This window comes from Bacillus sp. EB V-12, from assembly GCF_056158125.1.
In genome coordinates this window covers 650946-670577 of record NZ_JBUXJL010000002.1, presented here as the reverse complement: position 1 = coordinate 670577, position 19632 = coordinate 650946, and the positions used below count along the sequence as shown (strand labels likewise).

General features: G+C 34.9%; 22 protein-coding genes, 1 riboswitch and 1 other annotated feature. Of the genes, 7 read left to right on the top strand and 15 right to left on the bottom strand.

From position 1 onward, the window contains the following. The first annotated feature begins 281 nt into the window (after nt 1-281). The 3 genes from ACZDYH_RS10100 (at nt 282) to ACZDYH_RS10090 (ending at nt 2830) form a co-directional block, all read left to right on the top strand. Entirely contained in the window at nt 282-902 is a 621-nt protein-coding gene (locus tag ACZDYH_RS10100; RefSeq protein ID WP_000231449.1) for a DUF47 domain-containing protein, read from the top strand. Nucleotides 903-913: 11 nt separating this feature from the next. Next, nucleotides 914-1912 carry an inorganic phosphate transporter gene (locus ACZDYH_RS10095; RefSeq protein WP_474886286.1) on the top strand — a complete coding sequence of 333 codons (999 nt, stop codon included), beginning with the start codon at nt 914-916 and terminating at the stop codon, nt 1910-1912. A gap of 117 nt (nt 1913-2029) precedes the next feature. Continuing rightward, nucleotides 2030-2830 carry a sulfite exporter TauE/SafE family protein gene (locus ACZDYH_RS10090; RefSeq protein WP_000455762.1) on the top strand — a complete coding sequence of 267 codons (801 nt, stop codon included), beginning with the start codon at nt 2030-2032 and terminating at the stop codon, nt 2828-2830. A gap of 293 nt (nt 2831-3123) precedes the next feature. Here the strand turns inward: ACZDYH_RS10090 and ACZDYH_RS10085 are convergent, their stop codons facing one another. Beyond that, a complete protein-coding gene (locus tag ACZDYH_RS10085) occupies nt 3124-3351 on the bottom strand; it encodes a hypothetical protein (RefSeq protein ID WP_000883009.1) in 228 nt (75 codons plus the stop codon). A 170-nt stretch (nt 3352-3521) separates the two neighbouring features. On the opposite strand from ACZDYH_RS10085, the gene ACZDYH_RS10080 reads away from it, so the two are divergent. Further along, entirely contained in the window at nt 3522-4034 is a 513-nt protein-coding gene (locus tag ACZDYH_RS10080; RefSeq protein WP_000600589.1) for a Crp/Fnr family transcriptional regulator, read from the top strand. A gap of 17 nt (nt 4035-4051) precedes the next feature. Here the strand turns inward: ACZDYH_RS10080 and hmpA are convergent, their stop codons facing one another. The 3 genes from hmpA to ACZDYH_RS10065 all read right to left on the bottom strand — a co-directional run bounded on the left by hmpA (nt 4052) and on the right by ACZDYH_RS10065 (nt 7150). Next, the gene (gene hmpA, locus ACZDYH_RS10075; RefSeq protein ID WP_434713883.1) at nt 4052-5260 is read right to left on the bottom strand and encodes an NO-inducible flavohemoprotein; all 1209 of its coding nucleotides are present in this window, start codon (nt 5258-5260) and stop codon (nt 4052-4054) included. A gap of 159 nt (nt 5261-5419) precedes the next feature. Further along, entirely contained in the window at nt 5420-5938 is a 519-nt protein-coding gene (locus ACZDYH_RS10070) for a hypothetical protein (RefSeq protein WP_000735526.1), read from the bottom strand. 114 nt (nt 5939-6052) lie between these two features. After that, on the bottom strand, nt 6053-7150 hold the full coding sequence (locus tag ACZDYH_RS10065; protein ID WP_000794491.1) for a site-2 protease family protein: 1098 nt from the start codon (nt 7148-7150) through the stop codon (nt 6053-6055). 150 nt (nt 7151-7300) lie between these two features. Between ACZDYH_RS10065 and ACZDYH_RS10060 the strand changes: the two genes are divergently transcribed. Continuing rightward, nucleotides 7301-7498 carry a hypothetical protein gene (locus ACZDYH_RS10060; protein ID WP_001053357.1) on the top strand — a complete coding sequence of 66 codons (198 nt, stop codon included), beginning with the start codon at nt 7301-7303 and terminating at the stop codon, nt 7496-7498. A gap of 107 nt (nt 7499-7605) precedes the next feature. Here ACZDYH_RS10060 and ACZDYH_RS10055 read toward each other — a convergent pair whose 3' ends face one another. After that, nucleotides 7606-8460: a YhfM domain-containing protein gene (locus ACZDYH_RS10055; RefSeq protein WP_474886280.1), complete on the bottom strand. Its 855-nt coding sequence runs from the start codon at nt 8458-8460 to the stop codon at nt 7606-7608. Nucleotides 8461-8568: 108 nt separating this feature from the next. Here ACZDYH_RS10055 and ACZDYH_RS10050 point away from each other — a divergent pair, with 108 nt between their 5' ends. Next, complete coding sequence (locus ACZDYH_RS10050) at nt 8569-9345, top strand: class I SAM-dependent methyltransferase (protein ID WP_000026285.1); 777 nt, start codon at nt 8569-8571, stop codon at nt 9343-9345. 40 nt (nt 9346-9385) lie between these two features. Here ACZDYH_RS10050 and ACZDYH_RS10045 read toward each other — a convergent pair whose 3' ends face one another. Further along, on the bottom strand, nt 9386-9595 hold the full coding sequence (locus tag ACZDYH_RS10045) for a hypothetical protein (protein ID WP_000880630.1): 210 nt from the start codon (nt 9593-9595) through the stop codon (nt 9386-9388). Nucleotides 9596-9867: 272 nt separating this feature from the next. Further along, nucleotides 9868-10126, top strand: a binding site (T-box leader). A 54-nt stretch (nt 10127-10180) separates the two neighbouring features. Here ACZDYH_RS10045 and brnQ3 point away from each other — a divergent pair. Beyond that, complete coding sequence (gene brnQ3 / locus ACZDYH_RS10040; RefSeq protein ID WP_001099176.1) at nt 10181-11536, top strand: branched-chain amino acid transport system II carrier protein BrnQ3; 1356 nt, start codon at nt 10181-10183, stop codon at nt 11534-11536. A 25-nt stretch (nt 11537-11561) separates the two neighbouring features. Here brnQ3 and ACZDYH_RS10035 read toward each other — a convergent pair whose 3' ends face one another. The 9 genes from ACZDYH_RS10035 to gltP form a co-directional block, all read right to left on the bottom strand. Beyond that, nucleotides 11562-11900 (bottom strand): DUF3922 domain-containing protein, encoded by a 339-nt coding sequence (locus ACZDYH_RS10035; protein ID WP_002025529.1) that lies wholly within the window; start codon nt 11898-11900, stop codon nt 11562-11564. Nucleotides 11901-12073: 173 nt separating this feature from the next. Then, entirely contained in the window at nt 12074-12706 is a 633-nt protein-coding gene (locus ACZDYH_RS10030; RefSeq protein WP_000598707.1) for a response regulator, read from the bottom strand. Further along, complete coding sequence (locus tag ACZDYH_RS10025; RefSeq protein ID WP_000744326.1) at nt 12703-13758, bottom strand: sensor histidine kinase; 1056 nt, start codon at nt 13756-13758, stop codon at nt 12703-12705. The genes ACZDYH_RS10030 and ACZDYH_RS10025 overlap by 4 nt, the downstream gene beginning before the upstream one ends. After that, nucleotides 13758-14498: a cell wall-active antibiotics response protein LiaF gene (gene liaF / locus ACZDYH_RS10020; protein ID WP_000716095.1), complete on the bottom strand. Its 741-nt coding sequence runs from the start codon at nt 14496-14498 to the stop codon at nt 13758-13760. Before liaF ends, ACZDYH_RS10025 begins: the two co-directional genes overlap by 1 nt. 106 nt (nt 14499-14604) lie before the next feature. Continuing rightward, nucleotides 14605-15267, bottom strand: coding sequence for a PspA/IM30 family protein (locus ACZDYH_RS10015; protein WP_000814127.1), 663 nt, complete (start codon nt 15265-15267; stop codon nt 14605-14607). Nucleotides 15268-15314: 47 nt separating this feature from the next. Further along, complete coding sequence (locus ACZDYH_RS10010; protein ID WP_000808640.1) at nt 15315-15671, bottom strand: lmo0954 family membrane protein; 357 nt, start codon at nt 15669-15671, stop codon at nt 15315-15317. Nucleotides 15672-15852: 181 nt separating this feature from the next. Continuing rightward, nucleotides 15853-17169 carry a Na+/H+ antiporter NhaC family protein gene (locus ACZDYH_RS10005; protein ID WP_000665494.1) on the bottom strand — a complete coding sequence of 439 codons (1317 nt, stop codon included), beginning with the start codon at nt 17167-17169 and terminating at the stop codon, nt 15853-15855. Nucleotides 17170-17263: 94 nt separating this feature from the next. Next, a riboswitch (SAM riboswitch) is annotated at nt 17264-17369 on the bottom strand. Between the two features lie 120 nt (nt 17370-17489). Continuing rightward, nucleotides 17490-18008: a ribonuclease FAU-1 family protein gene (locus tag ACZDYH_RS10000; protein ID WP_000824668.1), complete on the bottom strand. Its 519-nt coding sequence runs from the start codon at nt 18006-18008 to the stop codon at nt 17490-17492. 68 nt (nt 18009-18076) lie between these two features. Next, nucleotides 18077-19351 carry a glutamate/aspartate:proton symporter GltP gene (gene gltP, locus ACZDYH_RS09995; protein ID WP_000821130.1) on the bottom strand — a complete coding sequence of 425 codons (1275 nt, stop codon included), beginning with the start codon at nt 19349-19351 and terminating at the stop codon, nt 18077-18079. Nucleotides 19352-19632 lie beyond the last annotated feature (281 nt).

Below are 19632 nucleotides of genomic sequence, written 5' to 3'. Positions count from 1 at the left end.
TCTTTTTAAAAGGAAGAATATACCGCCTTTTAAATTTATTATAATAACGTAGTCATTCCTATAGTGTAAAGCTTTTCTTTTGCATTCATACTTTTTGCAAGAAAAGGACATTCTACAAGTAAGATATTCACTATTGGATATTAATATTATTAATAGAACAACGAGAGTTATGTTAAGTTTTTGTAAACTTTTCGATAAAATGTTTTAAAAAACGACAGTTTTTTGTTAGAATTGATTAGCCAATATATTTTACATATATTACTTTTGTGGGGGTAACAATAATGGTCTTTAAATCAAAAAAAGATAAATTTTCTGAAATGTTAATGAATGTTTCCGAAAATTTAAAAGAAGGCGCGCAGTTTTTCGTGGAGTATAAAATTAAAAATGCTAGCGATTTAAAAGAGTTTTCTATGCGCATGAAAGAGTATGAGTCAAAAGGTGACTCATTTATTCACGAAATCATTATGGAGTTAAACAAAGCGTTTATCACTCCGATTGAGCGTGAGGACATCCTACAACTTGCAATGAGTATGGATGATGTATTAGACGGATTAGATCACAGTGCTGGTCTGTTCGAAATGTATTCTATTACAGAAGCTGATGAATACATGATTAAATTCGTAGAAGCAATTAATCAATGTGCGATTGAGATTGCAAACTCTGTTGAATTAATGTCTAACAAAAAATTAGTCGACATTCGTACAAATGCGATTAAGATTAAGGATTATGAATCACAGTGTGATGATATTCGCCGTCATGCGATTAAGAACTTATTCTCTCGTGAAAAAGATCCGATTAAGATTATTCAATTTAAAGAGATTTACGAAGAGCTTGAAGAAGTAGCTGATAGCTGTCAAAGCGTTGCAAACGTATTAGAAACAATTATTATGAAGAACGCGTAAGGAGTTTGATCATGGATACACTCTTGATACTGACCGTTTTAGTAGTCATTTGCGCTTTAGCTTTTGACTTTATCAATGGATTTCACGATACAGCAAACGCTATTGCAACGGCTGTTTCAACGAAAGCTCTAAAGCCTAGACATGCCATTATTATGGCGGCTATTATGAACTTTTTAGGCGCAATGACATTTACAGGTGTAGCAAAAACGATTACAAAAGATATCGTTGATCCATTCGCCTTACAAAATGGTTCTCTTGTAATTTTAGCTGCTTTGCTTGCGGCAATAGCTTGGAACTTAATTACTTGGTACTACGGTATTCCAAGTAGTTCTTCGCATGCAATTATCGGCTCAATCGCAGGTGCAGCAATTGCGGCCGCTGGGATTAGCTCGCTAAATCTTAAAGGATTTATTAAAATTATTGAAGCTTTAATCATTTCACCGATTATCGCTTTCGTTATTGGTTATACCGTATACAGTATTTTTAAAGTAGTATTTAAAAACTTTAACTTAACAAAAACGAATAAGAACTTCCGTATATTCCAGATTTTCACTGCAGCATTACAAGCCTACACACACGGTACGAATGATGCACAAAAAGCAATGGGAATCATTACGATGGCTCTTATGGCTAATAACTATCATACTTCTAGCGATATCCCGTTCTGGGTACAATTATCTTGTGCTATCGCAATGGGGCTTGGTACTTCTGTCGGCGGATGGAAAATTATTAAAACTGTCGGTGGACAAATTATGAAAATTCGTCCTGTAAATGGTGTAGCTGCCGATTTATCATCATCACTTGTTATTTTCGGTGCAACATTCATTCACTTACCGGTTAGTACGACGCACGTTATCTCTTCTTCTATTTTAGGGGTTGGTGCTTCTCACCGTGTGAAAGGGGTAAAATGGGGAACTGCAAAACGCATGTTAATTACATGGGTTATTACACTTCCTATTTCAGCTTCTTTAGCTGCTCTGTTTTACTACCTATTATATTTTGTTTTCTAATCAAAAGTCGTCTTCCTTATTTTTCTAGGAAGACGACTTTTTTGTGAACAAGCCTATTTCTCATTAAAAAGCGTGTATAATAATTGGTGGATAAGTTATTTAGAGGAGTTGGCAATTTTGGAATACATCATGTTACTTTTCATCGGACTAATCGCCGGAACAGTCGGCAGCCTAGTTGGGCTTGGAGGCGGAATTATTATTGTTCCGTTATTAATTGGATTACACAGTTTATCACCACAACTTGCAGTAGGGACTTCTATGGTAACAGTCGTTTTCACAGGACTATCTTCCACCCTTACTTACATGAAGCATAAGCGAGTAGATTATAAAAGTGGACTTATTTTATTTATCGGAAGCGGCCCTGGTGGTATTATCGGATCATGGGCAAATAAATTTTTAAACCAAGACACATTTTCTTTATACTTTGGGATTTTCCTTATATTCGTCTCAATTCTACTTATGCTTCGAGACAAATTAAAACCTCTTTCCCTCTCAAATACGTCTGTAATTAAGCGTTCTTTTACAGATAATGATGGAAATACTGTACACTACCAATTCCCACCGTTTCTTGCTATCTTTATCGCCTTTATAGTTGGGTTTATATCTGGATTATTTGGAATTGGTGGCGGTGCCTTACTTGTTCCAGCAATGATGCTTCTTTTTGCATTCCCAGCACATATTGCAGTAGCAACTTCAATGTTCATCGTATTTCTATCAGCAATTGTAAGTTCTGCAACTCACATCTCACTTGGAAATGTCAGCTGGATTTATGCATTAATCCTGATTCCGGGTGCATGGATTGGCGGAAAAATCGGGGCTTACATTAATACAAAACTAAGTGGTAACGCCGTAATTAATTTATTACGTATTACGTTGATTATTCTTGGAACTAGATTAATCATTATTTCCCTTTTATAACGTATTCTTTTTAGAATGCGTTTTTCTTATACACATGAATATAAAAATCCTCCGAGGAGAACAAATAAAATTAAACAAACACATAATAACATATAATTTGAAATATGTACTTTCTTCAAGTTGACCACTCCTATAACTGCGACTGTTATCTTTATGATAGCGAAAAAATAGTTCACTTGCAGTTACAGAGTGCTAACAATGCAAAATCAATTATTACAAATTTTATCCTTATATTTCATTTCTTTGTATATTCTATCGATTTAATAAAAAAAGATGTCATATTGACATCTTTTTTAATGAAGAAGTGACCACCCCATGAAGTCTTCATGTACTTGGCACGCCCTCTTATCGTTTCGATCATATAATTCAGCATAGCTATCTGTTTCTTCATCATAAGCCATCGTATAAATAATTTGGCCGTCTACTTCAACGGATAAAACGACTCCACCTTTCATCTCTTCTACATGAATGATAGCATTCGCCGGAATTCTCATATCCGTCATTCTCATCGCATCTAACAATATACTAAACCCCCTACAGCGTATTCATTGCTAGTACTATTACACACTAAATAGTATACTACTGTAATAGCATACATTTCGTCAATGAAATTGCTGTTGAAATAGCATATTGTCTATATACATATACGCTAAAATAGAAGAAATAGAAACATATTAATGGGGGGCTAACATTGATTCTACACAAAGGAGATGTACTATTCCGTCAAGGCGAGGACGGTCCTTTATACTTTATAAAAACAGGCTTATTAAAAGTAGTTCGGCTAGAAGAAAACGGAACACCATTTTTATTCAATATTATCGTTCCAGGTGAAACGATACCTCATCATTCTTTAATTTCACCGAAAGAATATCACGGTACAGCTATCGCTTTAATAAAAACAGAAGTGGAACCGATCACTAGTAGTGAATGGTATGAGAGGCTTCAAGCAAATCCCGAATCGTATGCTAACATTGCTATGCAATTGCAATCTAAATTAAGAATGATGCAACAACGAATTGATCAATTGACAACCGTCTCTCCGAAAGAACGTCTTCATCGTTTACAAGAATGGTTCACTCTATATTTAGGTGACATTCCTATATATGAAATATTAACACAAACCGAAATTGGCCAACTGATAGGTATACGCCGTGAAACAGTAAACCGTTTATTACGAGAACAAATAAAAAACGAGGTAAAATAAATACCTCGTTTTTTTGCTTATTGTAAGCTTGTTGCTGGGCCGAAAAATTCATAATGAATATGCTCTTGTTTCACACTTAAATCAGTTAGTGCAGCATTTATATGCTTCATAAATGCTACTGGACCACAGAAATAGAACTCTGCTTCAGTTGTCGGAATAATAGTTTTTAACCATTCACTTTCAATGAAACCTTCTTTATCAAAGTTCTTCATTTCTAAATCTTTTTCAGTCGGTGCAGAATAACAAGTATATGCTTTAACTTGTTCATATTCATTTTCTACTGCCTTAACGTGTTCTTTCATTGCATGTGTATTACTATTTATTGCTGCATGAACAAAATATACATTACGTTTTGAATCTTGTTCAATTAACGTATTTAACATACTCATCATCGGTGTAATCCCTACTCCACCACTAATTAGTACAACTGGTAATGTTGAATCCATATTTAACACGAAATCTCCCGCTGGTGCACTTACTGGTAAAACATCTCCTTCTTTTACATGTTCATGTAAGTAATTAGACACTTTACCGTCTGGTGTATCTACACCTTTTTCTTTTTTTACACTAATACGATAATATTCTTTCCCAGGAGCATCGGATAAACTGTATTGACGATTATGTGTATATGTCTCACCTTCAATATTGATTTGAATCGTTACATATTGACCTGGGATGAATGAAGAAACTTTCCCTCCATCTTCAGGTTTCAAATAAAATGACGTAATAACATCGCTTTCCTTCACTTTTTTTACAATCACAAAGTTGCGGAAGTCTTTCCATCCACCTTCTTTATGTGCAGCTTCTTCATACATCTCTGCTTCAATGCTAATGAATGCATCAGCAATGACACCATATGCTTCTCCCCATGCATTTAAAACTTCATCAGGTGCACCTGCGACCTCTTTAATGGCACGTAGTAAACATGTACCTACAATCGGATAATGCTCTGCTTTAATACCTAAACTTCTATGCTTATGACCAATTTGTTTTACAACTGGAATAATAGCTTCTAAATTATCAATGTACGTTGCAGCTGCATAAACAGCATTCGCTAACGCTTGTTGTTGTCTTCCCTTTTTCTGATTTGTATGGTTGAAAATATTCAATAACTCCGGATGTTCCGAAAATAAAATTTCATAAAATTTCGTTGTAATTTCAACGCCTTTTTCTTGTAATAATGGTACTGTTGACTTTACGATTTCAATTGTTTTTGCACTTAACATTGTATCCCACTCCTCTATTTCCTTAACTGTTTTTAGTTTAACTGAATCTTATAATGCAGATTGTGATTTTAATCACTATTAACACGGTGTTTTTGTGAATAATATATGAACATTATATTTACAAAAGAAAATAAGCTAACTAGAATTCTAGCTAGCTTATTATTTTGTTTGTATAGCTTGTTCAATTACTTTTATATCTTTCCCATCGCCAAACTCCGTATATCCCCAGATATTCGTTTCACCTCTATATTTATTTACGATAATATCCAAGTCATGATATACACGGTGGGCATACACTACATACTCAATATTTTGAAGTTCCACACCTTTTTTTACAATTTCATAGCTTCTATTTACATCGCGTTTTATTTTTTCATTCTTTATTTCTGTATGTATATTTTTTAACGATGATTCTTGTTGTTGAAACCATTGCTTAAATTGATTCCAATCCCCGTCTGTATAATTCTCTGCTTTACCGTAATTTAAGAAATTATTATAGCTTTCATGTGTCATTCGAATAAAATTTAGCACTTTTGTCTCTTCTTGCACATCTTCTATTTGAGCTATTGTATTTACCTCAGCAGGCTTATTCGCATAATGTAACAGCACTTTCATAAGACTATAGCTTGCAATGATCATCACGATAATAATCCCGAATACACTTAACAATTTCTTCATATACAGAACTCCTTCTCTACTAAAAATATTACAATGTATGACTATACTTGTAACTTTCTCTCGTAGAAATATAATTCCTGTATAAATTCTTCCTATCATTTCGACAATATTTTTCTATACATTTCTCGTTGGCAAATGTTCTTGTAAAACAATATATCCTTCATAAGCTGTGTAACCGAGTATAGCCATTAATCCGATATAACAAGCAAATACTGTCCATTTCGTTTTCGCATCCACTTTATAATAGTTTTCTTGTTGTTCCTTTTCTGTTTTCCATTCATTTAATTTTCTTTCTGACGCTTCAAATGCTTCCCTTATGTGAATTGTATACTCATCTTTTTCATCTTCATATGGAACATAATCTAACGGTTCGAACTTCGGTAAAAGATACTCTAACACTTCCATTTTTTGAAGTTCACCTATTTGTAACTCTTTTTCCCGTTCTCTTTGTCTTAATGCATTCATCTCATGATGCATCACGTATATAGTCCGATGTACAGCACCCGTTTCTTTTAATTCCTCTTCAAGCCTAGTAACATATTCTTTCATCCCATCAATTTTATGCCCTAATTCCTTAATCGGCTCATCTCTCTTTATTACTCTATATAACTCCATACAACCGATAATAACAATAAATCCTCCCAAAATACTTTTAAAGTAAATTGAATAGCCAAGTAATAAAATAAGGCCTGCTCCCCAAATTTTAGTACTGACAACTGAAATAATTCGCCCACCATCTAGCGGCGAAACGGGAATTAAATTAAAGAAATTAATCATACTTCCAAGCAAAATAACAAGCGCCCAAAATGGCTCTTTCGTCATTATATAAAGCGGTATCGCTGGTAAAAATGACAGAAGTCCGAAAAGCGGACCCATATAGGCAATGTAAGCTTCATCTTTCGCATTTTTCGGCATCTCTTTCATTCCAATAAGGGCCCCCATAAATGGAATAAAGATTGCTGGCGATGTTGGGATCCCCTTTCTTTTCGCAGCCCATAAATGGCCCATTTCATGAACAAACAACAAATAAATGAGCGCCACTCCAAATTTCCAACCATATAGAACTGCGTATGCGCCAAGCGATAGAAACATACTAAATACCGTTGAAAACTTTGCTAATTTAAAAATTGCAAATACCCACTTTAACTTAGACAGTAAAAATAGACCTATCGCAACAATAATTCCCCATAATCCTTTTTTATTATTTTTCATATTCCTCTCCTTTATCTCTCATTAATGAATCATATCATTCATCAAAGCTTGTTCTTTTCTCTATTATGACATATTTTTTTCTATTGTTAGAAATAATGTTTATATAATCCATTTTCAGCCAAAAATATAAATAAAAGGAGGTGTACACAAATGAATTTACAATCTCTTATAATAGGTGCTCTATCGTTTTTAGCTTCAACTCTTATTTTTTATACCGTTAGTTACGTATTATTATTAGATTTGTTGCCCAATCACGTATTTATTGCCCTTGTCATCCTTTCCGCTCTTATGATTTCTTTTCTTATTACACGAAAATCAATGAATGAGCCATCTACAAAAGCAAAGTAATAGAGAGGGGTGCTTTCCCCTCTCTATTATCATTTCCTAGGAAAGGTCATATAGATTTGACGAGTTTATATTCATTCCAATCCGTAAGGGCTAATTAAAGTCTCACTTTATCTTTGAAAATTCATTTTTTCACCATAATCTTTAACAATCTGAATTATATTTTGAAACACACCTATTTTTTCTTTTTCACTGTTTAATATTTTCAAATCATAACTTTCGTAATATGTTTCTAATGATTTTAATTGTGATTCTGAAGCGCTTTTTATCGGAACAGTAGCATGTAATTCATATTGCTTATACCCTTCCTTTACTTTTTCACCTAAAATCATTTCACTCTCTTTTGCTCCAATTAATTTTTGAACTTTTTCTGGAAAATTGAGTTGCAAATAATATTCTTGCTCCTTCACTAACTTATTGTATAGTGATTGTGAAATCGTATACCGTACCGTATAATTCACGTTTTGATCGCCTGTTTTAATATGAAACGCGGTAATCTGCAAATCTTTTTTTGTTACTTCCGTTAAAGGGCTTACCTGCATCTCATCTTCTTTTTGTTCTGAGACATTTGGAAATATATTCAAAAGCTTTTCCGTATCTTTTTCATTCAACATATACATAGCTTTCTTATATTGCACCCATCCTCGTCTATCTTCTCCCCTTAACCATGCATAATAAGTTTCTTTTTTCCCATCTCTACTAATTTGTATTTCATATTCAGGTTCACCGAAGCTTCCTGTTATTTCTTGTTTCTCAGCTTTATTCAAAATGTCTATTACTAACTTCGCTTCTGATTCCTGCAACTTTTTCTCTTTATGTTTTTTTTGTATAACGGTTACCCCTATTGTTTCTTTCACTTCATTCACCGTCTCTTCTACTTTTTTTGTTTCTTTTTTCGGTTCAACTTGACCACAAGCTGCTAGTAACATAACAAACAACAACACCAATACATATTTCCCTTTCAAATTAATCCTCCTCTTACGATAAGAAATCCTTATAATCTTCATACATAAAACAAAAACGTGACATCCTATTAAATACGCTATACTAATCATTGAAAGGAGGTCTTTATCATGTCCATTAATTTTCATGATGAAAATAATAAGTACACATACGCAACAAGAAACGCTCATATTTCTTGGGCTGAAATGGTAAAAAACATTACAGAAATACAAAACAAGCAAATAATTGATATCGGCTGTGGTGGTGGGATTTATACGAAAGAACTCGCTCTTATGGGAGCCAATAATGTTGTGGGACTTGATTTTTCAAAAGAAATATTACAAGCTGCAAAAGAAAATTGTAACAACTTTTCAAACATTTCATTCATCCACGGTGATGCACATAATATCCCATACCCTAATGAAACATTCGACATAGTTATTTCGCGTGCAGTTATTCATCATTTACAAGACATTCCTACATTTTTACGTGAAGCTTCTCGTATATTAAATAAAAACGGTGTACTTATTTTACAAGATCGAACAATTGAAGATTGTACAATTCCAGGAAGTCCCGAACACATTCGCGGATATTTTTTCTCTCTATTTCCAAAACTTATTGAAATAGAGTCAAAAAGACGTCCAAAAACCAACACTATACAGACAGAATTACAAAAACATTCTCTTCATGTACTTCCCACACAAACACAATGGGAAATACGAAAAATACATGATTCTGTAGAAGCATTATTGCAAGATTTATCTCCTCGAACAGGTCGATCTATTCTATATGAGTTAACAGATGATGAACTTTCTCAACTTCTACAACATATACAGACCGCATTACAAAACGTCTCTCCTATTATTGAAAGAGATCGATGGACAATTTGGAGCGCCATGAAGTTGTAAGGAAGGAAGCCTCACAAAATAATGTGAGGCTTCCTTTCTTTCATAATCTAATTTTGCAACACTCTTGATATCCTCCACTTCTGGCCTGTGCACTTCCACACTTCGGACATACTAAATATCTAGACTGATTTGTCAATAAACTACCTTTTTGAAAGAGTAAAACTTCTGCTTGTTTAAACGAACGCGAATAATATAACCACATAAAACCAATTATAGCAATAATGCCAAATAATACTCCCATCGCAAGCATTTCAGTCACCTCTTTTGGTTTGTTCTTTCCAGCAAGTGGATTGTTGTATTATTCTCTGTAAATTCAAACAATCCCTTCTTTACTCTTATAAATATCAACTTTCTCTATAAATTTTACAATTCTCCGTAAATTTTTACTCCTATTTTACAATTCATTATTCCTTTTGCAACAACGAATATCACTTTCGATATTTCCGTATATAAATATATCTTTCAAAAAACATATTGACTTTCTAAAAAAAACATGCAACAATACTGTCAGAATACTTGAATAAAAATTCATTGACGAGAACGAGTACGTTATAGAACTGTTCCCCAGAGAGTTGGCGATTTGCTGAAAGCCAACGTTCAGTGCGTAACCGAAAATCATCTCCGAGAAGTAGAACCGAATGTTACAGTAAGTTCTTACCGGCCGTCCCCCGTTACAAGGAACACGTATCATGTTGTACGTTGCAAAGCCGTATACATATAGATTTATTTCTACATGTGTAAATTAGGGTGGTATCGCGGGTAAATATAACTCGTCCCTTTCTTTAGGGACGAGTTTTTTGTGTTCTTACAAATGAATGAAAAAGGAGGAAAAACAATGAACACTGTATCAAAAAAACATATTTTTTTCACGGGTCTTATGCTATTTTCTTTATTTTTTGGGGCAGGTAATTTAATTTTCCCTCCCATGCTTGGGCAAAACGCAGGTGAAAACTTTTGGCCAGCAATGATTGGATTTTTACTAACAGGAGTTGGCTTACCACTACTTACTGTTATCGCAATTTCTCTATCAGGAAATGGAATGCAGCAACTTGCAAGTCATGTCCATCCATTATTCGGAATTTTCTTTACAGTAGTTGTATACATTGCTATCGGTCCATCCATGGGCATCCCACGTGTTGCAAATGTCGCTTATGAAATGGGGGTTAGTTCTTTCTTGCCAGAAACAATCCGCTCTAGCAGCCTAGTGCTATTTGTATATACAATCATCTTCTTTACTATCGTATTTTGGCTGAGTTTGAATCCATCTAAACTTGTTGATCGTATTGGAAATGTATTAACACCTATTTTATTACTCTCTATTTTCTTATTGTTTGTTAAAAGTGTATTTACACCACTTGGGCAATCAGGACCAGCAATGCAAGAGTATCAAACTTCTCCAATCTTCAAAGGCTTTATGGAAGGCTACTTAACAATGGACACTATTTCAGCACTTGCATTCGGAATTATCGTTGTAAATGCAATTCGCTCTAAAGGTGTGAATGATCGTAAGTCCATTGCCATCGCCACAGCAAAAGCAGGGCTTATTGCCGCTACAGGGCTCGTACTTGTATACGGTGCACTCGGCTGGCTTGGGGCAACTAGCGTCTCGCTCGGATATGCAAAAAATGGCGGACAGCTACTTACTGTTATCGTACAACAATTATTCGGTCCATACGGTTTGCTCCTATTATCTCTTATCGTTACACTCGCTTGTTTAACGACATGCGTTGGACTCGTATCTGCGTGCAGCCAATATTTTTCAACATTATTGACTACATTTTCATACAAAACGTTCGCGAGTATCATTTGCGCATTAGGATTACTAGTTGCCAACTTAGGTTTAACGAAAATTATCGCAATCTCTGTTCCAATTCTACTTGTTGTGTATCCAATTGCGATTGTACTCGTACTACTATCATTACTTCATAAATACTTCGGTGGATATCGCTCTGTTTATGTAGGTGCTTTAATTGGAGCAGCTGTAGTGAGCGTATTTGATGGATTAAAACAAGGTGGTATTTCAGTTTCATTTATCACACCATATTTTGAATTTATCCCTTTATATAATGAAGGAATCGGCTGGCTAATACCAGCATTAGTAGGAGCTCTTATTGGTCTTGCAATGGCTAAGTTAAGCGGTACGAAAAAAGTTCCATTAGTAACCGAATCTCACGAAGTAAAAGCCTCCTAAAAAAACTCCCAAAAGGGAGTTTTTTTTACATTTGATACGCAGCATGATTAAAACTGCTTATTTTATAAGCCTTCGTATAATATTCAATATTCGTATCAACTGTTTCTACCTTGACAACATCATAGCGCTCTTCTTGCTTTACTAAAAATAAATAGTATTCCTCTGTTGCCTCAATAATCGCAATTTTATCTGTTTCAACATTATATTGTTCACAAAGCGCTTGTAATGCGTTCACATAATCCCCTAATTTTTTAGACTTATCCATTCCGAATATAGTTTGAACTAACATATACATTCTCCCCTTTATATGTACTGTTAACACCTCAATGATAACGCTTACATTATTTGTCGTCAATAAAAACATTCAATTGTTTTAACGCCAAATCTATATTGCATCGAGCCAATAATCAGCGAGGAATTCCCCGCCAATTAAAGTTTTACTTTATCCCGCATTAACTGCCCGTAAAAGTCCGATTGGTGAGGGCTGATAATCAGTGGGAGAGGAACAACCTCCCCACTGATTAAAGTTTCACTTTATCACTTCGTTAATTGATGCCTAAATGCATAAATAACCGCCTGAGTACGGTCACTTACATTCAATTTATTTAATATATTACTCACATGTGTCTTTACCGTTTTCAGTGCAATAAATAACTCGTCCGCAATCTCTTGATTACTTTTTCCCTCTGCAATTAATAACAAAATCTCAAACTCTCTTTCCGTTAAATCATCATGCAAAGGTTGCTCTTTCTTTTGACGCATACGGGACATCATTTTCCCGGTAACTTTCGGCTCTAATACTGTTTCTCCATCATAAGTAGCTCGTACAGCATCAGCAATATCACTTGCTCTTGATGTTTTTAATAAGTAACTGGTCGCCCCAGCCTCAATAACAGGATACAATTTTTCGTCATCTAAAAAGCTTGTTACAACTACAATTTTTGCTTCTGGCCATTCTTGAATAATAGCACGTGTTGCTTCGACACCATCCATCTCATCCATAACAAGGTCCATTAAAATAATATCCGGCCTTAATTGCAATGCTAATTCTGATCCTTTTCTTCCATTCTCAGCTTCCCCTACTACTTCAATATCTGGCTGTGTTGATAAATATGCCGATACACCCATACGAACCATTTCATGATCATCGACAAGCAATACTTTTATCATACTTCTCCCCCTCTCTCAATCATAATCGGTACTTTTACTTCTATTTGTGTACCTTTGGCCGGGAAACTAAGTACCTTAAGTGTCCCACCAATTTCATGAACACGCTCTTGCATCGATCTTAGGCCATATGAACCAGCCTTATTAACCCCTACTTCAAACCCAACGCCGTCATCAATGATTTTTAAAATCGCATATTGATCAATTTTTCGAAGGCGCACTTCTGTTTTCTTTGCCTTCGCGTGTCGCAACGTGTTTGATAGCGCTTCTTGCACAATACGGAATAAATGATCTTCTACACCTTTTTTTAATTCTATTGGCTCAATAAGCCATTCAATTTTCATATGTTGTTTTCGCGATAATTCCGTTAATAATTCCTCTATACCTTCTGTCAGTTTCTTACCTTCCAATTGTACAGGACGTAAATGAAGGAGCAATGCTCTCATTTCTGATTGAGCATTTACAACCATATTTTCAACAAGTTGCAATTGTTTTTTTGTCACATCTGGAAATTCAGTTATTTGTTCATTAATCGCTGACATCATCATCGACATTGCGAAAAGCTGCTGACTTACTGAATCATGCAACTCCCTTGCTAAACGATGCCTTTCTTGAGAAATCGCTTCTTGTCTCATCTCTTCATTCCAATGAGCTCGTTCATTCGTTACTTTTTGAAAGAGTCCAGCTTGCTCCTCTAATCGACGAGCCAGAACGATTACTTTTCGTTCCACTTCATGAAATTCATCATCTGCAGTAAACGAAACATCGCTCGGAAAATTCCCTCGCTCTACTTCAAATAGAAAAGTATTTAATCCTTGTATACGCTGCTCTATATAATAACCGATTGCATATCCTACAATTCCCCCGATAAGTAAACTTGTAGTCATAATAAACAAGCCAATTGGAACAGAAGCGATGGATTCCTTCCATAATAAATCATACACTTGTTGCTCGCTTTTCCATACATATACAATTGTACAAATGAGTGCGATACTAACAGAGGACAACATAGAATAACGAATATACATCCACGAAATATTTTTTTGTTTCTTCATTATACTTTCCTCACTTCCGTGTCGCCTACGACAAGCGAAGAAATAATTTTAATACGTCGAGGAGCCTCTTTATACTGCTCTGTTCTAAATGTAACATTGCGGTTAAACCCTGTCTCTTCATGACCTGGCAAGAGCACACGTCCGACAATAACAGAATGATTTAAAGAAAGTTCAATATCATACGGCACATATAAACGAATATTACCAACGACACCCCGAATAACAATTACCGTTTCCCCTTCTGGAATCATAGCAGTTGTTAAATCTATTTCCACATCACAAGCACCATATTGAACATTAATATCCTCAAGTTCATAAATATGATCCATCATTCGCACATTGCCTACAAACATATTTTTCAAATATGTTTCTGTACGATATATTTGCTTCTCTTCGTCTATAATCCCTTTTTCTTTAATTTCAACCTTCATTGCTTTTTGCTGATGCCCTTGTTGAATCAATTGATAACCAATTAAAGCTAAACAAGCAAATACGACAAGAACAAATGCTGCTGATGAAAATAAGAAAAATAAAAATACGATACCACCAACAAATAAAAATACATTTCCCCGTACATAACGATTCTTTTTACGATAATGCCTTCCAAACATAAGCATAATAAATGCAAAAATGAGACCACCTGGTTCAAAATGTCCAAGTATCATATCAAGAAAAAGACCGAATCCAAATATGATGAGGAGCATCCCCATTAATTGTGTCTTTGAAAAATGTTTCTTCATTTCAGCTCCCCCCTTCTTGTCACATATACATAGAAGAAAAGGCATTGCTTTCCAACACCTTTTCTCCTATCACTATATCATAAGCCTGTTTTATAATATACTACTATTATTTTGTTAACTCTTTCGTTAACGATACATCATTCTTTTCTTTCATTTCACGCTCAAGTTTTGCAATTTTCATATCAAATGTATCACGCTCATGCTCTTCATTCATACGAGTTTCTAAGTCACGAATGTGATCTTCAATTTCTTCAAATCGTAAGAACGGATTATTTTCATCCATTTTATGCATCGCAGTATTCATACGACGATTTGCATGTGCCATATTTTCACGTGCCATTAGTTCCATACGCTTTGCGTGCATTTCTTTTAATTTATTTTTCATTTCAGAAAGACGACGCTCTAACTCATCAATTTGCTCTACAACACCTGCATACATTTCTTCTAATCGAGTTACTTGACCTTCATAATAAGCTACCTCTTCTAACGCACGTTCGTGCAATTGCAATTCGCCTGCTTCTTGAGCAATGATAGCTTGCTTTGATCTTTTATTAACGAAATAACGTGCTTGCTCAAGCTCACGAGCAAAGTTAGATTTTAATGTTTTATGACGCTCAATTAACTTCTCAATTTTTGTTATTTCACGCTCACTATCACGTAAATATTGGTTTAACATCGCAATTGGATTTTTTCTTTCCTTCTCATCTAACACGTTATGAAAATCAGCTAAAATTGCATCGCGTACACGTCCGAATAAAGATTGTTTCATTATAAATCTTCCTCTCTTCTACTTTAATTATAATTTGATTTATTGTTTTAGTTTTTCATTAATTTGTTCCACTCATCTTCAAAGTTGCTATATGGTTTAGAACTTTCTGGAGCAGATTCAACAACTACATCTTTTTCTTTTTTCCACTCACGGTATCCGTAGTATAAAACCACTAAAGCAGCGATACCGATTAATGCTGGCGAATGAGAAAGTGCAATGGATAAACCGATTAAACCAACAATCCCCCAAGCTAACTTTCCAAAAAATGATTTAGCTCGCACAAATGATTTATAGCTCCAATATACAACTCCTGCTCCGATTGCAAATCCTACAATACCAGCAAGACTACCAAGAGCAATTAAAGCCAAAATACCGGCTGCGATAAACGCTAGAAATTGTTTCATCTTGTGCTTGCCTCCCTTCGATTTGATACTCTTATCTTAACTATTTTTTCATCTTTCCATAACGAGCTTAAGAACCGTTTTTAACTCAGACTTAAGACCGAGTCATATTCAGCCCTTTACGCAAAAAAACGTGCAGAGTCTATCCTCTGCACGTTTTTTAATTACTAACATTCATATTAAATTAAGCTGTTTTATGATACTCTTTTTTCTCAGCTACTTTCGAAAACCTTGGAAACCCAATTAAAATAGAAGCAATCCCACATACTCCAACTAAGATTGGATAAAATGCATATGGCAACAATTCAACCGGAGATAACGCTGCAAATCCTGCTGCCGTTAACATTTGGGCACCGTACGGAATTAATCCTTGCACACAACATGAGAAAAGATCTAATACACTCGCTGATTTACGAGGGTCTATTTCATATTGATCTGCAATATTTTTTGCAAGCGGGCCTGTAAAGATAATTGAAATCGTATTATTCGCTGTACACATATTCGTCATACTCACTAAACCAGCAATACCAAATTCCGCTCCTTTTTTCGAACGAATATTACGTGTTAATACATTCATTAAATATTGAATACCACCATTATATTGGATTAATTCAACCATACCGCCAATTAATATAGCAAGTAATACTAACTCCATCATACCGCCCATTCCAGTCGTTACACTTTTAAAGAAACTTTCTAACGTGTAACTTCCATCTATAAGGCCGATAACACCAGATAGTACAGTTCCACCAGTTAATACAATAAGTACATTCCAGCCAAGTAGCGCTGTAATAAGTACTCCTGCGTACGGTAAAATCTTTATCCAATCAAAGCTATGTGCTTTAATCTGCGTGTCACTTCCTGAAGTAACTATTACTAATAGTACAATTGTAATAATAGCCGCTGGTAACACAATTAAAAAGTTCGTTTTAAACTTATCTTTCATTTCTGTTCCTTGTGAACGAACAGCTGCGATTGTTGTATCTGAAATAAATGATAAATTATCACCAAACATCGCTCCGCCAACAACAGTAGCCATTGCAAGCGCAATTGAGATATCGGTTTGACCACTAATACCTACAGCAATCGGCGCTAATGCTGCAATTGTTCCCATTGAAGTTCCCATCGCTAATGAAATAAATGCACCAATAACAAAGATTCCAGCTACGATAAATCCTGGCGGTAAAATAGTTAACGCTAAATTAACAGTTGAGTCTACTCCGCCCATTCCTTTAGCAGTTTCAGAAAATGCACCTGCAAGCACAAAAATTAATACCATAATCATGATATCCGGATTTCCTGCACCTTTAGCGAACCGCTCTACTTTCACATTAAAACTTTCTTTACGATTCATCACTAAAGCGACTCCTACAGCAATTGAAATCGCTACAAGTATCGGCAATTTATAGAAATCACCTGTAATAATTCCAGAACCAATAAATAGCGCCAAAAATATCCCAAGTGGTAATAAAGCTAAACCATTTCCTCTCGTTTCTTTCAAAGTACCATCTCTCCCTAGTTTCAACCTTTTTCTAATGAATAACAAAAGACCTCTTCCGATGAGAAGAGGTCTTATACATCTATAAGAAACGCTCTTCTCATCTTTCAAGCACATGCTTGCTGGATTTGGCACAGCACTCTGAAATCGAGTCCGCTGCCGAGGCATCGTAGGGCCAGTCCCTCCGCCTCTCTTTATAAGAAGGTTTCATATTTATTTTTTAATAATAATTTCTTCCCTAACTTTACTCGCTTACAAAACAAAAGTCAATTATTTTTTGTATAGATTTTTTTGGTAATTATACAAAAATTCGAATACAACAATCATTTTAACTTTTCGATTTCTTCTTCCAATATTGAAATCCAATAAAATTCACTATTTTTTATTGCTGCTAATATCCATTTCGTAGTGTACCAAGCTAACTCATACTCTTCCTTCGTGACATCGCCACTTTTATAAGCATCCTCTAGCTCTTCTTCATCTAATATATACACCTTACCGCTGGGTAATAATACTACATCTAAATATAAATCATCAAAATACGGTAAACCACGATCGTCTATTTCATATTCTTTCGTCACATCAATATAATATTGCACTAAATTGTGCCTATCATCTAACATAGCGGTAATCGCAAAGTTCTTTCCATTAATGAAATATTGAACCCACGTATACCCATCACTTGCAATACAAATTTCTTTACCATCATATTCTTTACAACTAGGCTCTCTCACCTTTTTTATATCCAGTATTCCGAGCATTCCCTCTTCCACTTGCTTAACCGTATAACTCTTTTCTATTAGTCTCTTCCACGAAGAACCGTCACCATATTTTCGTTTCATTATGTCTGCTCCTCTTCTATATACAGAAAAGCTCCCACATATTATGTGAGAGCTTGTTCATATTATAATTAAGCCGCTTGACCCTTTTCAGAAATCTCTTTTAAATAAGCTTGTCCTTTTTCAGCGTCATATTGACCTTCCCACTTAGACATAACTACAGCTGCTAAAGAGTTTCCTACAACGTTAACTGCTGTACGAGCCATATCTAAAATACGGTCAATACCAGCAATGAACGCTAAGCCTTCAGGTGGAATACCTACTGTACCAAGTGTCGCTAATAATACAACGAATGATACGCCCGGTACACCTGCGATACCTTTTGATGTAACCATTAATACAAGCAACAATGTAATTTGTTGTGTAATAGATAAATCAATACCGTACATTTGCGCTAAGAAAATAGCCGCAATTGCTTGATATAAAGTTGATCCATCTAAGTTAAATGAATAACCTGTCGGAATAACGAAAGATGTAATTGCTTTCGGGCAACCGAATTTCTCCATTTTCTCCATGATTTTTGGTAAAACTGTTTCTGAGCTTGCTGTAGAATACGCTAAGATCAGCTCGTCTTTTAAAATCTTAAAGAATTGGAAAATGTTAATTCCAAATATTTTCGCTGTAAGTCCTAAGACAACTACGACGAAGAAAATCATTGCTCCATATACGACAATTAGTAATTTCCCTAACGGAATTAATGAAGCAAGACCAAATGTAGAAACTGTAACACCAATTAGTGCAAACACACCAAATGGTGCAAATTTCATAACTTGGTTTGTTACGTAAAACATTGCATCAGCTACACCTTGGAAAAATTGAAGAACTGGTCTTCCTCTTTCACCAATCGCTGCTACACCTAAACCAAATAGTACAGAGAAGAAGATAATAGCAAGCATATCTCCGTCAGCTAACGACTTCATAATGTTCGTTGGAACAATATTTACAAATGTATCTGCAAATGAATGACTTTGTACTTGCTCTGTCGTATGTGTATATTTCGAAATATCTGTCTTTGTTAACTGCTCCATATTTACGCCTTTTCCTGGTTGGAAAATATTCGCTATTAATAGACCAACAATAATTGCAATTGTTGTAATAATTTCAAAGTAAAGAATTGTTTTTCCGCCTAGTCGACCTAGTTTTTTAACATCGCCAACACCAGCAACCCCAACAACAATACTTGCTACAACAATCGGTACAACGATCATTTTAATTAATCGGATGAAAATATCACCAATTGGTTGTAAGTACTTCACAACAGCTGGATTATCAAAGAAAATCGCACCAACCGCAATACCAAGCGCAAGTCCTATTAATATTTGCCATGCAAGTCCTATTCTTTTCATATTTGTTGTAACCCCCTCTTCGATGTGTCACTCTATCTCTCATTCTATCTCTATAAAACTAAGAAATTAAGAGTATTACATATTATTCGACAATTCACTACATTTTGTCCCTGTTAAAAATCATAAATCAAAAATTTAAATCTGACAACAAAATAACTTTGCCCGAACACAAATAATTTTCTTGACAAAAAGCAGACCAATGTTAGAAAACCTAACATGAGAACGATTCCTTACTAGTGTTTTATTAGCTTTCCAAGTAATATTTCACCTCATAAAAACGA